The 16312-nt window shown below is 71.0% G+C and carries 15 protein-coding genes; 11 read left to right on the top strand and 4 right to left on the bottom strand.

Translation table 11 applies throughout. The features are described 5' to 3' along the window. Positions 1 to 963 (bottom strand): alpha/beta fold hydrolase, encoded by a 963-nt coding sequence (locus A3G1_RS0121170; protein WP_018351487.1) that lies wholly within the window; start codon positions 961 to 963, stop codon positions 1 to 3. Between the two features lie 89 nt (positions 964 to 1052). Between A3G1_RS0121170 and A3G1_RS0121165 the strand changes: the two genes are divergently transcribed. From A3G1_RS0121165 to A3G1_RS0121140, 6 genes are all read left to right on the top strand, one after another. Beyond that, the gene (locus tag A3G1_RS0121165) at positions 1053 to 1733 is read left to right on the top strand and encodes a TetR/AcrR family transcriptional regulator (protein WP_211216373.1); all 681 of its coding nucleotides are present in this window, start codon (positions 1053 to 1055) and stop codon (positions 1731 to 1733) included. A 124-nt stretch (positions 1734 to 1857) separates the two neighbouring features. Further along, positions 1858 to 2082 carry a DUF3107 domain-containing protein gene (locus A3G1_RS0121160; RefSeq protein ID WP_018351485.1) on the top strand — a complete coding sequence of 75 codons (225 nt, stop codon included), beginning with the start codon at positions 1858 to 1860 and terminating at the stop codon, positions 2080 to 2082. A gap of 135 nt (positions 2083 to 2217) precedes the next feature. Then, positions 2218 to 3084: a DUF3152 domain-containing protein gene (locus A3G1_RS0121155; RefSeq protein ID WP_018351484.1), complete on the top strand. Its 867-nt coding sequence runs from the start codon at positions 2218 to 2220 to the stop codon at positions 3082 to 3084. A gap of 90 nt (positions 3085 to 3174) precedes the next feature. Beyond that, positions 3175 to 4416, top strand: a complete 1242-nt coding sequence (gene moeZ, locus A3G1_RS0121150; RefSeq protein WP_083937021.1) for an adenylyltransferase/sulfurtransferase MoeZ — start codon at positions 3175 to 3177, stop codon at positions 4414 to 4416. A gap of 172 nt (positions 4417 to 4588) precedes the next feature. After that, the gene (locus A3G1_RS0121145; RefSeq protein ID WP_018351482.1) at positions 4589 to 6226 is read left to right on the top strand and encodes a M14 family metallopeptidase; all 1638 of its coding nucleotides are present in this window, start codon (positions 4589 to 4591) and stop codon (positions 6224 to 6226) included. Between the two features lie 102 nt (positions 6227 to 6328). After that, complete coding sequence (locus A3G1_RS0121140; RefSeq protein ID WP_018351481.1) at positions 6329 to 6964, top strand: HAD-IA family hydrolase; 636 nt, start codon at positions 6329 to 6331, stop codon at positions 6962 to 6964. A gap of 171 nt (positions 6965 to 7135) precedes the next feature. On the opposite strand, the gene A3G1_RS0121135 is transcribed toward A3G1_RS0121140, so the two are convergent. Together A3G1_RS0121135 and proB are read right to left on the bottom strand one after the other, a co-directional pair. Then, complete coding sequence (locus A3G1_RS0121135; protein ID WP_018351480.1) at positions 7136 to 8335, bottom strand: glutamate-5-semialdehyde dehydrogenase; 1200 nt, start codon at positions 8333 to 8335, stop codon at positions 7136 to 7138. A 71-nt stretch (positions 8336 to 8406) separates the two neighbouring features. After that, positions 8407 to 9504, bottom strand: a complete 1098-nt coding sequence (gene proB / locus A3G1_RS0121130; RefSeq protein ID WP_026212353.1) for a glutamate 5-kinase — start codon at positions 9502 to 9504, stop codon at positions 8407 to 8409. A gap of 27 nt (positions 9505 to 9531) precedes the next feature. Between proB and A3G1_RS0121125 the strand changes: the two genes are divergently transcribed. From A3G1_RS0121125 to A3G1_RS0121115, 3 genes are all read left to right on the top strand, one after another. After that, positions 9532 to 9819 (top strand): MGMT family protein, encoded by a 288-nt coding sequence (locus A3G1_RS0121125; protein WP_018351478.1) that lies wholly within the window; start codon positions 9532 to 9534, stop codon positions 9817 to 9819. Between the two features lie 79 nt (positions 9820 to 9898). Continuing rightward, entirely contained in the window at positions 9899 to 10219 is a 321-nt protein-coding gene (locus A3G1_RS0121120) for a PadR family transcriptional regulator (RefSeq protein WP_040479119.1), read from the top strand. Then, entirely contained in the window at positions 10213 to 11178 is a 966-nt protein-coding gene (locus A3G1_RS0121115) for a hypothetical protein (RefSeq protein ID WP_018351476.1), read from the top strand. Before A3G1_RS0121120 ends, A3G1_RS0121115 begins: the two co-directional genes overlap by 7 nt. 45 nt (positions 11179 to 11223) lie before the next feature. Here A3G1_RS0121115 and A3G1_RS0121110 read toward each other — a convergent pair whose 3' ends face one another. Next, complete coding sequence (locus A3G1_RS0121110; protein WP_018351475.1) at positions 11224 to 12645, bottom strand: gamma-glutamyltransferase; 1422 nt, start codon at positions 12643 to 12645, stop codon at positions 11224 to 11226. 141 nt (positions 12646 to 12786) lie between these two features. Between A3G1_RS0121110 and A3G1_RS0121105 the strand changes: the two genes are divergently transcribed. Both A3G1_RS0121105 and A3G1_RS0121100 read left to right on the top strand, forming a co-directional pair. Then, positions 12787 to 13002, top strand: coding sequence for a hypothetical protein (locus A3G1_RS0121105; protein WP_018351474.1), 216 nt, complete (start codon positions 12787 to 12789; stop codon positions 13000 to 13002). Between the two features lie 365 nt (positions 13003 to 13367). After that, on the top strand, positions 13368 to 16289 hold the full coding sequence (locus A3G1_RS0121100) for an ATP-dependent helicase (protein ID WP_040479228.1): 2922 nt from the start codon (positions 13368 to 13370) through the stop codon (positions 16287 to 16289). Positions 16290 to 16312 lie beyond the last annotated feature (23 nt).

The raw sequence follows: 16312 nt of genomic DNA, 5'->3' as shown, positions 1-16312 counted from the left end.
CTAACCGCCAGCCCGCGGCCTGTCCGTGGTGGCGCGCAGCTCGTCCAGCAGGCCGATGACCGCGCGGGCCACCGTACGCGGCACTTCCATCTGGGCCACGTGGCCGACCTGGTCGAGGATCAGCAGCCTGCTGTCCGGGATCGTCGTGGCCACCTGCGGGGCGACCCGCACGTCGACCAGCTTGTCCTGCCGGCCGGAGATGACCAGCGTCGGCGCCTCCACCTGGGCGGCTATCCGCCACAGCGAACCGCTGCCGGGCAGGTAGGCCCGGACGAACGTGCCGACCAGGTCACGGAAGGTCCGGATGTACGCCTCGGTGTACCAGGGCTGCGTCTGCCGGAACCGCGCCTCCTCCTCAGCCTCGGCGAACTGCTGGGCCGACACCCGGTCCGGGTCGGCGTAACAGAGCTGGAGCGCGGTGCGGGCCACCTCGGCCGGATCCATCGCGGTCAGCCGGCGGGCGGCCAGCTTCTCCACCCGGGGTACCAGGAGCAGCGGGATCAGCCGAGAGTGGAAGGACCAGCGCGGGTCGACGAACGGCATGGCCGGGGAGATCAGCACCAGGCTGCGCACGAGATCCGGCCGGTTCGCCGCGACCCGCACGCTGACCGCCCCGCCCAGCGAGTTGCCGAACAGGTGCACGGGACCACGGCCGGAATCCTCGATCCACCGGATCACCCGGGCGGAGAAGGCCGCGACTCCATAACGCTTGCCCGGTTCGCTCAGCCCGAAACCGGGCAGGTCGATCGCCTGGCCGTCGAGCCGGGGCGCGAGCAGGCCCGCCAGTTCGGTCCAGTTCTGCCCGGAACCGCCGAGGCCGTGCACGTACAGGGCTGGCTCGGCGTCGCCGCTGGTGGCCGGGGTCTCACGCACGTGGGTGATCTGCCCGTCAAGTGCCACTTCGCGGCCCGGCCACGGCGGCTGGGTACCCGTCGCGGGCGGGAGAATGTCCTCGGAAACCATCGCTGGCCGCTTCACACCCGTCAGTGTGCCTCAACTCGGAGGCTGATCACCGGATACGCTCAGGGGTGCCGGTACTCGTGAGCCCGGCGATGACGGAGGTGACACTCATGGCCGCGGCCCCGACCGCCGGTGCGCAGACGGCTGGCCGCCCTGTCCGGCTGCCACGCTCTGCCCGGCGCAAGCAACTACTCGCCGCAGCGCAGGAGGTGTTCGTCGCGCAGGGCTACCACGCCGCTGCGATGGACGACATCGCCGAGCGGGCCGGTGTGTCCAAGCCGGTGCTCTACCAGCACTTCCCCGGCAAGCTGGAGCTGTACCTGGCGCTGCTGGACGTGCACTGCGACGCCCTCGTCCGCAAGCTCGTCGACTCGATGGCCGAGATCACGGACAACAAGATCCGGGTCCAGGCCGCCATGCAGGCCTACTTCGACTTCGTCGACGGCAACGGCGAGGCGTACCGGCTGGTCTTCGAGTCCGACCTGCGCAACGACCCCGCCGTCCGCGAACGCGTCGACCGGGTCGAGCAGGGCTGCATCGCCGCCATCACCGAGACGATCACCGCGGACACCGGCGTCACCCGGGAGCGCGCCGAGCTGCTTGCCGTGGGCCTGACCGGGGCCGCGGAGATCGCCGCCAGGTACTGGCTGACGTCCGGCCAGCAGCTCCCCAAGCAGGAGGCCGTCGGCCTGATGGCCACGCTCGCCTGGCGCGGCATCTCCAACTTCCCGCTCCAGGGCGGCGAGCACCCGGCCGACTTCGCGGACGAGTGAGACACGAGTGACCGGCCCGGCGGAATAGCAGCGCTGCGGGTCCGGGTTGAATGTCGTTGAATGTCCGGCCGGGCTGGTGTCCGGTCCGGGCGCACGGCTTGGGAACGAGACAGCAGGAGGGCACGTGGAGGTCAAGATCGGCGTGCAGTTCGCACCGCGCGAGCTGCAGCTGGAGAGCACCCAGACCCCGGAGGAGATCGAGCAGGCCGTCGTGTCGGCGCTCGAGGGCTCGAAGGTGCTCACCCTGGAAGACGAGAAGGGCCGCCGGGTGATCGTGCCGGTCGAGAAGCTCGCCTACGTCGAGATCGCCGAGCCGGTCTCCCGCACGGTCGGCTTCACCGCCGGCTAGGCAGCACCGAGTCAGCTATCTGTCAACCGGGCATGTCCGCTTTCCTGCGCACATGCCCGGATTGCTGTCCGGGCTTGATCGATTATCCCGGCGTGGCGCCGTTCGGCCCGGCGTGTCGCATGTCAGGGTTGGGTCATGACCAGGAACGGGACCCGCGCCGCCGCCGCTGCGGACGCGCGCGCCGAGCGGCGGCTGGAGATGATGCGCCGCCGCCGTCGCACGGTCACCCTGGTCATGCTGCTCGTCGCCGCGAGTCTCGTCACCGTCGACTTCGTGCGCGGCCTGGGGAAGCCCGATCCGGTACCTGCGGCCGCGGAGCCCAAGCCGGCCGTCACACAGCAGGCCGAGATCAAGCCGGTCGAGCCCAAGCCCCAGCCGGAGCCGTCCACAGTGGCGGTCTCCCCTGTCGCCGGAGCGCAGAGCTACCCGCGGTCCGGCCCGGGCACGTTCAGCTACGCGCCGGGGGCCGGGCCGATACTCGGCAAGTCCGGCAAGCTCCGCGGGTTCAAGGTGGCCGTGGAGAACGAGAGCCAGCAGGACGCCGTGGCCTTCGCCGCCGAGGTCGACAAGATCTTCGGTGACGCGCGGGGCTGGACGGCCGGCGGGGACGTGCGGCTCCAGCGGGTGGTGGCTGGCGAGGAGTTCGTCATCTACCTCGCGACCGAGGCCACCTCGGAGAAGATGTGCGCCGAGGGCGGGCTGAAGACCGACCGGCTCACGTCGTGCAGGCTCGGCGGCAAGGTGATCATCAATCTGTCGCGCTGGCTGACCGCGGTACCCGACTACGGCGCCCCGCTGCCGGTCTACCAGGCGTACGTGCTCAACCACGAGACCGGCCACCAGTTCGGCTTCGGCCACGAGCGCTGCCCGGCGGCAGGCTCCCTCGGGCCGGTGATGCTCCAGCAGACCCTGGGGATGTACGGCTGCACGCCGAACGCCTGGCCGTACGTCGACGGCAGGCGGCTGACCGGCCCGCCCGGCTCCTACACCCCGGGAAACTGACGCCTCCGCGGCTGACGCTGGGCTGACCTCGGGCTGACCGGGTGAAACTGAGGCCCCCGTCACCGCCGAACGGCGAGCGGGCGCGGCAGAATGGCAGATGACACCTCGCCACCGCCCGGCGCCCGACTCCGAAACAGGAAAGGCCCTGTTGTGACGTCACTGCCCCCGCTTGTCGAACCAGCGGCAGAGCTGACCGTGGACGAGGTCCGGCGGTACAGCCGGCACCTGATCATTCCCGACGTGGCGATGGACGGCCAGAAGCGGCTGAAGAACGCCCGCGTCCTGTGCGTCGGCGCGGGCGGCCTCGGCTCCCCGGCCCTGATGTACCTGGCTGCCGCCGGCGTCGGCACCCTCGGCATCGTCGAGTTCGACACGGTCGACGAGTCGAACCTCCAGCGTCAGATCATCCACGGCCAGTCGGACATCGGCCGGCCGAAGGCCGAGTCGGCAGCTGCCACCATCCGGGAGATCAACCCGCTGGTGAACGTGGTCATCCACAACACGGCGCTCGACAACGACAACGTGTTCGAGATCTTCGGCCAGTACGACCTGATCGTCGACGGCACCGACAACTTCGCCACCAGGTACCTGGTGAACGACGCCGCGGTGCTGCTCGGCAAGCCGTACGTGTGGGGCTCGATCTACCGGTTCGACGGCCAGGCCAGCGTGTTCTGGGCCGAGCACGGTCCCTGCTACCGCTGCCTCTACCCGGAGCCTCCGCCGCCCGGCATGGTCCCGTCCTGCGCCGAGGGCGGCGTGCTCGGCGTGCTGTGCGCGAGCATCGGCTCGATCCAGGTCACCGAGGCGATCAAGCTGCTCACCGGGGTTGGCGAGCCGCTGGTGGGCCGGCTGATGGTGTACGACGCCCTGGAGATGACGTACCGCTCGGTGAAGGTCCGCAAGGACCCGGACTGCGCGCTGTGCGGCGAGAACCCGACGATCACCGGGCTCATCGACTACGACGACTTCTGCGGCGCGGTCTCGGCCGAGGCCCAGGAGGCCGCCGACGGCGCGACGATCACCGCGGCCGAGCTCAAGGAGATGTTCGACGCCGGCAAGGAGTTCTACCTGGTCGACGTGCGGGAGCAGGCCGAGTACGAGATCGTGCGGATCCCGGGCAGCGTGCTCATCCCGAAGGGCGAGATCCTGAACGGCTCGGCGCTGGCCACGCTCCCGCAGGACAGGCAGATCGTGCTGCACTGCAAGTCGGGTGTGCGCTCGGCCGAGGCGCTGGCCGCGCTGAAGGCCGCCGGGTTCAAGGACTCCGTGCACGTCCAGGGCGGCGTGCTCGCCTGGGTGAACACAGTGGACCCGTCGCTGCCCACGTACTAGATGGAAGTGTTTTTCCAGGCCCCAGGTGTGAACGCACACCTGGGGCTTAAACGTGCAACAGTGTGAATCATTCACACTTGCAGATATATTGAACTGATCTTCGCGTGGTGCTTCAGTGGCTCCACCATGCAGGCCCCCTCACCTGTGTGGACATGAGCCCCTGGGAGGCGCCATGAGCAGCAAACGCAGGTGGTGGTTGTTCGCCGGGCTGGCCGTCGTGCTGGCCGCGGCACTGTCCACCCCGGCGACCGCCGGACCGAAGACCGAGCCCGCTGACGACGCGTCGGCGGAGTATGTCCTGATCGGACCGAAGAGCAGGGCCGACGTGCAGGCCATCGCCCAGACCGGAGCGGCGATCGACCTGGTCGAACACGGCAAGGTGTTCGTCACGGCCACCCCGTCGGAGCTGAAGAAGATCGCCGGCCTGGGCTTCCAGGCCGTGCCGCAGCCGAAGCGCGAAGAGCACGGCGTGACCGGGACGTTCGGCTTCCCGTCCTCGGACTCCGGCTACCACGACTACGCCGAGATGACCACGGTCATCAACAACCTGGCGGCGGCCAAGCCGTCGATCTTCCGGAAGATGAGCCTGGGCACCTCGCACGAGGGCCGCGACCTCTTCCTGATCAAGATCTCGGACAACGTGGCCACGGACGAGGACGAACCGGAGATCGTCTTCAACGCCCACCAGCACGCCCGTGAGCACCTGACCGTCGAGATGGCCATCTACATCATGAAGATGCTCACCGACGGGTACGGCACGGACACCCGGATCACGAACCTGATCAACACCCGCGAGTTCTGGATCATCCCGGACGTGAACCCGGACGGCGGCGAGTACGACATCGCCACCGGCTCCTACCGGTCCTGGCGCAAGAACCGCCAGCCCAACAGCGGATCGTCGTACGTGGGCACCGACCTCAACCGCAACTGGGACTACAAGTGGAACTGCTGCGGCGGCTCGTCCGGCTCGACGTCGAGCGAGACGTACCGTGGCACCACGCCGTTCTCGGCCCCCGAGTCGCGGAAGTACTCCGACTGGGTGAAGTCGCGCGTCGTCGGCGGCAAGCAGCAGATCAAGGTGGCCATCGACTTCCACACGTACGGTGAGCTGGTGCTGTGGCCGTTCGGGTACACGACGGCGACCACGACGACCGGGATGAGCGCGGACGAGTACAACACGTTCCAGACCATCGGGCAGCAGATGGCCTCGTCGAACAGCTACACGGCCGAGCAGTCCAGCGATCTCTACATCACCGACGGGGACATCCTGGACTGGCTGTGGGGCAGCCAGCGGATCTTCGCCTACACCTTCGAGATGTACGGCGGCTCCTACGGCTTCTACCCGCCCGACGAGGTGATCGGCACGCAGACCTCCCGGAACAAGGAAGCCGTGCTGAAGCTGGCCGAGTACGCCGACTGCCCATACCGGGCGATCGGCAAACAGGGCCAGTACTGCGGCACCGGCGAGCCGCCCGGCCCGCGCTTCGAGAACCTGGCCGACGTGACGATCTCCGACAACACCACTGTGGAGAGCCCGATCACGGTCAGCAACGTCAGCGGCAAGACCACGGTCAGCGTCAGCGTCGACATCAAGCACACCTACCGCGGTGACCTGGTCGTCAGCCTGGTCAAGCCGGACGGCACGACCGTCGTGCTCCAGGACTTCCCCAACAACGACAGCGGCGACAACGTGCTGGCCACCTACTCGGCGACCGTCCCGGCGAACGCCAACGGGACATGGAAGCTGCGGGTCCAGGACGTCGCGTCCCAGGACGTCGGCAAGATCGACGCCTGGTCGCTCCAGTTCTAAACCCTTTGCTCGTACCTGGTGAGCACTGGCCTCGCGGAGATCGGAGTTCCCCGCGAGGCCAGCCGGGGCGTCACCCGGCCGCCTGGGGCATCCTTGATCGCTATGCGGATCGAATGTGAAGCGATGCTCTTCGACCTGGACGGTGTCCTCGTCGAGTCCCTGCCACTGATCGAGCGGATCCTGCGGACCTGGGCCGCCGGGTACGGGCTGGACGCCGACCGGGCCGTCGAACTGTCCCACGGCCGGCGTGAGGCCGACCTGATCCGGCTGCTCGCCCCCGAGATGGACGCCGAGGCGGGAGCCGCCGAGATCATCGCCGTCGAGGAACGCGAGTTCACCGGGCTGGAACCGGTGGCGGGCGCCCCCGAACTCCTCGCGGCGCTGCCGGCCGGGCGCTGGGCTGTGGTCACCTCGGGTACCCGGCTCGTCGCCGAAGGGCGGCTGGCGGCGGCAGGGCTGCCCCGGCCGGACGTCTTCCTCACCGCAGAGGACACGCCACGGGGCAAGCCAGACCCGGAGGGGTACCTGAAGGCGGCAGCGATGCTCGGCTACGCCCCGGACCAGTGCGTCGTCGTCGAGGACGCCCCGGCCGGGCTCGCCGCCGCGGCCGCTGCCGGGATGGCCTCGATCGGCCGGGGCGGCCAGGCCCGGCAGGCCAGCATGTGGGTACCCGACCTGACCGGGCTCAGCCTGACCGTGTCAGCGGCCGGGCTGAGCATCGGGTACGCACAGAGTTAGGACCTCTAGAGGTCCTAACTCAATGGCGGTGGTGCTATGGCGAGGTCCAGGAGGCGGCCGGCAAGCAGAATTCAGGGCCGGATACCGGTGTTGTATCCGGCCCTGAATTCTGCGCAGTCCGGTCGTCTTCTGGGGCCGCCAGAGCGCCGCCAGTCATTGAGTTGGGACCTCTTAGCCCCGGATGTGCCCGTCGCCGGTCACGATGTACTTCGTCGACGTCAGCTCCGGCAGCCCCATCGGCCCCCGGGCGTGCAGCTTCTGGGTGGAGATCCCGATCTCCGCCCCGAAGCCGAACTCCTCGCCGTCCGTGAACCGCGTCGACGCGTTGATCAGCACGGCGGCGGCGTCGACGCGGGCAGCGAACGCCCGGGCCGTGGCCTGCGAACGGGTCACGATGGCCTCGGAGTGCCCCGTCCCGTACTCGGAGATGTGCTCCAGCGCGGCGTCCAGCGAGTCGACCACAGCGATCGAGATGTCGAGCGAGAGGAACTCGGTCCCGTGGTCTCCATCGTGGATGGTCACGCCCTGCTCCTGGAGCGCGGCACGCGCCCTCGGCAGGAACTCGCCGGCCACCGCCCGGTGCACCAGCAGGGTCTCGGCGGAGTTGCAGACGCTCGGCCGCTGCACCTTCGCGTTGAGCACGATCGCGAGCGCCATGTCGAGGTCGGCCTCGGCGTCGACGTAGATGTGGCAGACCCCGACGCCGGTCTCGATCACCGGCACCGTCGAACCCTCGACAACCGTGCGGATCAGCCCGGCGCCGCCGCGCGGGATGAGCACGTCGACCAGGCCGCGCGCCCGCATGAGCTGCTGCACGCTCTCCCTGGTCTCGCTGTCGAGCAGCTGCACGGCGTCGGCGGGCAGGCCGTGGTTCGCCAGGGCCTCACGCAGCACCTCGACCAGCGCGGCGTTGGAGTGCCTGGCCGAGGACGAGCCACGCAGCAGCGCGGCGTTGCCAGACTTCAGGCACAGGCCTGCCGCGTCGACGGTCACGTTGGGCCGGGCCTCGTAGATGATGCCGACCACGCCGAACGGCACGCGCAGCTGCCGCAGCTCCAGCCCGTTGGGCAGGGTCGAGCCGCGCACGACCTCGCCGACCGGGTCTGGCAGCCCGGCCACCGTCCGCAGCCCGGCCGCGATGCCCTCGATCCGCGTCTCGTTCAGCGCCAGCCGGTCCAGCAGTGCCGGATCGAAACCGGCGGCGCGCCCAGCCGCGAGATCCTGCTCGTTGGCGGCCAGGATCTTCTTCGTACTGTTCAGCAGGGCCACCGCCATGCCGTGCAGCGCCGCGTCCTTCGCCGCGCGCGGCGTGATCGCGAGGGTGGCGGCAGCCTTCCTGGCGGCCCGGGCAGCGGTGTCGACGTCAGTCATGACAGAAGCCTAGTCCCGGCCAAAACGATCACTCACCTGCGGCAAGGTCCCGGGCTGACCGGCGCTGGGAGCTACAGCAGCGCGATGTCGTCCCGGTGGATCAGCTCGCGGTCGTAGCCGGGTCCGAGCTCGCGGGTCGACCGGCCGAGCAGGGCCGGCAGCTCGGCCGCGTCGTAGTTGACCAGGCCCCGGGCGACGGCGTTGCCTGCCGGGTCAAGCAGGTCCACCGGGTCGCCAGCCGCGAAGGTGCCGTTCACGGCGGTCACCCCGGCCGGCAGCAGCGACGCGCGCCGCTGCACGACAGCCGCCACCGCCCCCTCGTCGAGGTGGAGCTGGCCGCGCGGGGTGGTCGCGTGGGCCAGCCAGAAGAGCCGGGATGCCGGGCGGCGGCGCTGGCGGTGGAATAGCGTACCGACGGGCTGCCCTGCCAGCGCCGCCGCCGCGTGGGGCGCCCCGGTCAGCACGACGGGGATGCCGGAGTGGGTGGCGATCCGGGCAGCTTCGATCTTGGTGATCATGCCGCCGGTACCGACGCCGGCCGCCCCGGCCTTCCCGATCTCGATCCCGCCGAGGTCGTCGAACGAGCGCACCTCGTCGATGCGGGTGACGCCGGGCCTGCCGGGCGGGCCGGAGTACAGAGCGTCCACATCGGACAGCAGGACGAGCAGGTCGGCGTGCACGAGAGCCGCGACGAGAGCCGCGAGCCGGTCGTTGTCCCCGAACCGGATCTCGTCCGTGGCGACGGTGTCGTTCTCGTTGACGATGGGCAGCGCACCGAGCGACAGGAGCGTGGTCAGCGTCTGGTGCGCGTTGCGGTAGTGCACGCGGCGGATCAGGTCGTCGACGGTGAGCAGCACCTGGCCGACGCGCAGCCCGTACCGGGCGAACGACTGCGTGTACCGGTTGATCAGCAGGCCCTGCCCGACGCTCGCCGCGGCCTGCTGGCTGGCCAGGTCACGTGGCCGGCGTGGGAAGCCGAGCGGGGCCAGGCCCGCGGCGATGGCGCCGGAGGAGACGAGCACGATCTCCGCCCCGGCGGCATGGCGGGCCGCGAGGGTGTCGGCGAGCGCGTCGACCCTGGCAGGGTCGAGGCCCCCGGCGGCGGTGGTCAGCGAGGAGGATCCGATCTTGACGACGATCCGGCGGGCGGCGGTCACGGTTTCACGCACGGTGCCCATTCTTCTACGCTGGTCGGCATGGATGTCGTCGAGGCTGTGCTGTCCCTGGTCGAGCGGATCCCCGAGGGCCGGGTGATGTCCTACGGCGCGATCGCCGACTACCTGGGCATCGGCTCGGCCCGGCTGGTCGGCCAGGTCATGGCCCAGCACGGCGCGGCCGTCGCGTGGCACCGGGTCGTCGCGGCGAACGGCAGGCTGGTCCCCGGCCACGAGCAGAAGGCCATGCAGCGGCTGATGGCCGAGGGCGTGCTGTTCCGCACCGACAAGGTGAACATGACCCGCTACGCCTGGTACCCCGAGTCCTGATCCGCCCGGGCCTCCCCGCTGAATATCCAGCTCGGCACCTATGTAGACAGACGCGATACCCCTATGTAGAGTTTCTGGGGTGACTCAGGGACCTCGATTGACGGTGCCGGTGACGAAGGTCCTCGCTGCCTTCTTCGCCGACGTGACGGCCGAGCGCTACGGCCTCGATCTGATGCGCGAGACCGGCCTGGCCAGCGGCAGCCTGTATCCGATCCTGATCAGGCTCACCGAGGCCGGCTGGGTCGAGCCGCACTGGGAGCAGGTCGATCCGGCAGAGGCCGGCCGGCCGCCGCGCAAGTACTACCGGCTCACGCCGGAGGGCGCGGCCCGCTCGGCCGAGGCGGTCCGCTCGCTCCGGGGCAAGCGCAGCCCCGCCACCGAGGCGAGCCTGGCATGGTGAGCCGCCGGCTGACCGGCTGGCTGCTGCGCACGGCCGCGGCGCGCTGGCCCGTCCAGTACAGGGAAGAGCTGGCCCGTGAATGGGTAGGCGAGATCGCCGCGCTGGAGGGCTCGGCCTGGCGGCAGCTCGCGTTCGCCCTGAGCCTGGCCTGGCAGCGGCCCGTGCGGGACAAGCTGCCGGGGGAGCGCCCGGCCATCGTCGGCCTGGGGCTGGCCTCGGTCAGGCAGCTCGGCCTGGCCGGGCTGGCGACAGTCCTCCCGGTGTCCGGCTGCGTCCTCGTGCTCCTCGCCGGGGGCATCTCGCAGGGCATCCTGGGCGGCGGAAGCCCAGGTCTCGGGCTGGCTGCCGGCCTGCTGTCGGTGGGCAGCGGGCTGTGGATGCTGGGCAGCCTGCTCGGCAGGCGGGCGCCAGCGAACGCCGTGCCATCGATCCTGAGCGTGCTGTGGGTGCTCGCGGCGACGGCCCTGGGTGTGCTCGGCCCGCTGTCCCTCGTGGACAGCGACAGCTTCTTCGAGGTGCTCGGGGCCGGCCCGAGGACGATGCTCCTCGTGGGCTGGCTGTGGCTGTCGGTCTTCGGCGTCGTCACGCTGGCCGGCTTCTGGCTCGCCCGGCGCAGCCGGTGGCTGGGGTACGTCACCGCCGTGGCGGGCATGCTGGCGAGCCTGCACGTGGCTGTCATCGCCTACGTCTGGCTCCACTTCGGCAGGGACTACGTCCCGGCCGCGTCCCTGTACCGGCTCGTGCCGGAGACGCTGCTCATGACCGACGCGCCGCTTCGCCCCGGCACGAACTCCAGCTTCGAGATCACCGACGCCACGGAGTTCTTCCCGCACCTGGTACTGCTGGCCATGATCCTGCCGCTCTCGTACGCGCTGGCGGCAGCCCGCAGCCGTCACCGCGCCGAGGTGCCGGCCCCCGCGACCGCGATCGGCCACACCCCGGAACCAGAGCAGCCCTGACCGGCCCAGAGCAGCCAAGACTGGCCCAGAGCAGCCAAGGCGAGCTCAGAGCAGGATGCCGGTGCCGCCCCGTCGCGGGTCGCCAGCGGCACCGGCCAGGCCGACCGCGCTGGCCCCGCCGAAGTAGTGGTCGAGCGCGCCCCAGACCCGCATCTGGTATCCGGCGGCGGCCAGTGCCAGCAGATCCTCGTCGGGCAGCCCCGGCTCCGCCTGGAGCACCCCGCCCGCAGGGTGGAAGCGGGGCCGGGCAATCGCGTCCACTGTGCTGAGTCCCCGGTCGAGCACGCCGATCAGGGTGTGCAGCAGCGCCGTGCGGATCCGGGAGGCTCCGGCCGACCCGGCCGCCAGGACCAGGCCGCGTCCGCCGCCCGGCAGCTCGCCGGTGACGACCAGCGGGCACATCATGCTCGACATCCGCCCGCCCGGCCCGAGGCCCGGGGTGAGCAGCTCGCCCTCGCCGAGCATCGAGTTCAGGTGGACGCCCATCCCTGGCAGCCACACGCCAGAGCCGATGCCCATCGTGGTCGTCACGACACACGCGTTGCCGTCACCGTCCACAACGGACACATTCGTCGTGTCGCCGACCTTCTGCGGCAGCGGGTCCTCCAACGCCCGCGCGACGCTCACCGGGTCGGTGTGCTCGACCCGGGCCAGGGTCTCGATCGTCCGGTTGAGATCGGCCCGCGCGTGCACGGTGTGCCCAGCGAAGGACGTGGAGAAGACCGGAACAGCATTCACCGTGTACCCGGCCAGGTCCGCCTCCGTCAGCACCCCGCCACCGGCCGCCACGCAGTCGGCGGCGAGCTTGGCCGCCGAGCCCGTGTAGAACAGCGCCGGGCCCTCCTGGGCCAGGAGACTCAGGGTCGCCGCCAGCCCGGGGTGGAAGAGCACCTCGCCGCCGGCCAGCAGCCTGCCGCCCGGCGCGTAGATCGCTGCGCCCTCGCCCGGCAGCAGGGCCGGCGCGATCGAGATCAGGGAGACGGCCTGGGCTTCCGGCAGCGGTACGCCGGCCTTGGCCAGCTCGATCGCCGGCTTCACCACGTCGGCCCAGTCCAGCCGGCCCCAGCGGCGGTGCAGCTCGCCACAGCCGGCCGGTACGCCGGGGACGCCGACGCTGGGCCCGCCGGCCGAGTAGGGGATCGGCACCCCGCCGAACTCGACGCTGATCGGGGTCATCGGCTCCGGCTCACGGTCGGCGCCCAGCCCCGGTACGGAGCAGAAGAAGTCGAGGCAGGTGACCTCACCCGTCGCCGCGTCGTAGTAGGTGGCGAAGCCTCCGCCGCCCAGCCCGGTGAGGATCGTCTCCGCGACGCAGCTCGCGAGGACCGCTGCGACGGCCGCGTCCGCAGCACTGCCGCCCGCCGCGAGGATCTGTGCCCCCGCCTGGGTGGTCGCTGGATGCCCGGCGGCGATTCCGGCTGGCGTGGGCAGATGGGCTCGGGTGGAGGCTGGTGTGGTCTGCTGCACAGCGCGAGCGTAGACGGTTTGTCTGCCTTTTGCCTCCTTCCCGACCGGCCTTTCCCTCCGCCCCAAACGCACCACAGCTCCCTGACGCGCACCACAGCGCACGCCGAAATCTGTTTGCCCGGGCCGATAGCGTCGGGGCTCATGGGAGCGCCTCAGGGTTTCGACTACACCGAGCGAGCCGACGGCTCCGTGGTGATCACGCATCACGGCCGGTCAGCCACGGTGCTCAGGGGCGGCCGGGCGGCCGAGTTCCTGGAGGAGGTCGGCGACGACCCCCAGCTGGTCATGGCCCGCTGGACGGGCAACTACCGCCGGGGCAACGAGCGCATGGCCAAGCAGCATCCCCGCAACAGGTGAGCTGAGCTTGCTGGGGGTTGGCGGGCGGCCCGCTCAGGCAGGTTCCCTTCGCGCTCCGGCCCCGAGGGGCCTCCGCGCGAAGCGAACCGCGGGCCGCCCGCCAACCCCGTGCCCAGCCGCCGTTACCCGCACGACGTCTGCCGGCGCTTCACGGTTACCACCCGTGGTGGCCGGCCTGGGACCGAGCCCCAGTGTTGCCGCGACCGCTACCGGGGTAACCGTGAAGCGCCGGCACTCGTCCTCCGGTCCCCAGGGGCCGGAGCGCGAAGGGAACCTGCTCAAGGGGCAGCTCAACCAACCCCGAAGACACAGTGCAGGATGGGCTGGTGACTTATCGGCTGGTGCGGCGGCGTGCGCTGGGGCGGGTGCCCGCCGCGCTGGCTGCCGACCCGGCCCAGCGCACCGTGATCGCGCATTCAGGCCCGCTGCTCGTCCTGGGTGGCCCTGGCACTGGTAAGACCAGCACCCTCGTCGAGTGCGTCGCGCAGCGGGTGGCTGAGGGTGCGGATCCCGGCCGGGTGCTGGTGTGGGCGTTCAGCCGGCGTTCCGCCGCGGCGCTCAAGGACCGGATCTCGGCCAGGGTCGCCTCGGTGGGCACGGTCGCCGAGCCGCTGGTGCGGACGCCGCACGGGTACGCCTTCTCGCTGCTCCGGCTGGCCGCGTCCCGGCGGGGTGACCCGGCGCCGAAGTTGATCACGGGTCCCGAGCAGGACCTGATCATCAGGGAGCTGATCCGGGGCGCGCTGGAGGACGGGCGGGAGGACTGGCCTGCCGACCTGCGGCCGGCGCTGCTCACGCGCGGCTTCGCGACGGAGTTGCGTGACCTGCTGCTGCGCGCCGTCGAGCGGGGCATAGCGCCTGGACAGCTGGCCGCGTGGGGCCGTCAGCACGGGCGGGCCGACTGGGTGGCCGCGGCGCGTTTCCTCGATGAGTACATTGATGTTCGCCTGCTTCGTGATCCGAGCGGCTATGACCCGGCCGAGCTGATCCGGGCCGCCATCGGCGAGCTGAACGCTGATCCGGAGCTGCTGGCTGACGAGCGGGCCAGGCTCCAGCACGTCTACGCCGACGAGGTTCAGGACACCGACCCGGCCCAGCTCGAACTGCTCCGGCTCGTCACGGCCACCGCGATCGGTTTCGCCGATCCTGCCTCCGCCACCTTCACCTTCCGTGGTGCCGATCCCGAGGGCCTGCGCACGTTCGCGCCCGAGACTGTCCATCTTGGACAATCGTGGCGGCAGGGCGGGAAGCTGTTCGCCGCCACTTCTCGCATCCGCCTGCGCGGCGCGGTCGCCCGCCGCCCAGCCCCAGGTCCGCTGGGCGGCGACTTCGAGGTCGCCTTGCTGCACTCGGTCAGCGAGGAAGCCAATTTCATCGCGTACCGGCTGCGAGCCGCCCACCTCCTCACCGGCATCCCCTGGTCGCGGATGGCCGTGGTGGTCCGGTCGACGGCGGCCACCCTCGGCCCGCTCCGCCGGGCGCTGTCGATGGCCGGCGTGCCGGTCGAGGTCGCCGCTGACGACCTGCCGCTCCCGGCCCAGCCCGCCGTACGGGCGCTCCTGACCCTGATCGCGTGCGCCGTCGAGCCGGGCAGGCTGGACGACGAGACGGCTCTGATGCTGGTCCGTTCACCGTTCGGCGGGGCTGACCCGCTCGCCGAGCGCCGTCTCGCCCAGGCTGGCCCGCTTCCGGCCCTGATCGCCGAGCCTCCACCCGAACAGGAAGCCGCAGATTGGGCCGGGCCCGTCCATCGGATCAGCAGTCTCCTCCGGGTCGCCCGCGATACCGCAGGCTCTATTGAGGACATTCTCTGGGCCGTCTGGCAGGAGAGCGGGCTGGCCGGGCGCTGGGAGGCCGCCGCGCTCGGCGGTGGCGACGACGGTGCCGCCGCCGACCGGGATCTCGACGCCGTCGTGGCCTTGTTCGAGACGGCTGGCCGGTTCACCGACCGGCTGCCGGGGGCTGGCGCGAGCCTGTTCCTCGACCACATTCTCGGCCAGGAACTCCCCGCCGACTCCGCCGCGCCGTCCGCCGACCGTGGCGAGGCAGTCCGGATTCTCACCGCCCACTCGGCGAAGGGGCTGGAGTGGGACGTGGTGGCTGTCGCCGGCGTACAGGAAGGGATCTGGCCGAACCTGAAGCCGCGTGGCTCGCTGCTCGGCTCGGAACACCTGGTCGACATCGCGGCTGGCCGGGCGGGGACTTCGATCACCGCTCTGCTCGACGAGGAGCGCCGCCTGTTCCACGTCGCCGTGACGCGGGCGGCGAAGAAACTGATCGTGACGGCGGTGGCTGACCGGGAAGAGCAGCCCAGCCGGTTCCTGGACGAGTTGCAGGTGCGCTCGGAGCTGCCGGAGACGACAGTGGTCAGCCATGCCCGGCTGCCCCGCTCGCTGACCCTGGCCGGTGTGGTCGCCGAACTGCGTGGCCGCCTGCCCGACCCGGAGGCCGCCCGTCAGCTCGCCGCGCTGGCCGACCACGGCGTACCGGGCGCGCATCCCGACGAGTGGTGGGGCCTGCCAGCGCTCTCCGACGACCGGCCGCTCGCGCTGCCCGGCGAGCGGGCCCGCGTCTCACCTTCCACTGTGGACACCGTGCTCACCTGCGGGCTGCGCTGGCTGCTCGGCCGGCACGGCGGGGACGTGCCGAGCCCGGCCGGGTCGATCGGTACCCTCGTGCACTTCGCCGCCGAGCTGTCCGCGCAGCCGGGCATCTCGCGGGCGGAGATCTTCGACGAGGTGCGCCGCAGGTACGCGCAGATCGACACGGGCGCGAAGTGGTACTCGCAGCGCCAGTGGTCCGACGTCGAGTCGATGATCGACCGGCTGCTGGCCTGGGGCGAGGGCAGGCAGGCCCGGATCAGGGGTGTGGAGACGGCTTTCACGGTCGACTTCGGTGACGGGGTCGAGCTGGCCGGCCGGGTGGACCGGCTGGAGGCCGACGACCAGGGCCGCCTCGTCGTGTACGACTTCAAGACCGGCAGGGCCGCCGAGGACGCCGAGGCCAGCAAGCAGCTCGCCACGTACCAGGCGGCCATCGAAGCCGGAGCGTTCGGCCCGGCGGGTCCCTCGGGCGGCGCCGCGCTGGTCCGGCTGCGGCTCAAGGACCCGGAGAAGCGCCAGCGCCCGCTCGCGGACGCCGAGGACCCGGCATGGGGCCGCAAACTCGTCGAGCAGGCGGGAGAGACGGTGCGCGGCGCGACAGTGATGGCCATCGCCGGCGACCACTGCCGCTCGTGCCCCGTCCGCTCAGCCTGCCCCCTGCACGCCCCCCAGGTGATCTCGTGATCTTTATCGAACGTGGGACAGAG

This window comes from Longispora albida DSM 44784 (assembly GCF_000379825.1).
GTDB classification, from domain to species: Bacteria; Actinomycetota; Actinomycetes; order Mycobacteriales; family Micromonosporaceae; genus Longispora; species Longispora albida.
Note: the sequence above shows the minus strand (reverse complement) of the source record. Positions and strands in the feature narration are given on the sequence as shown.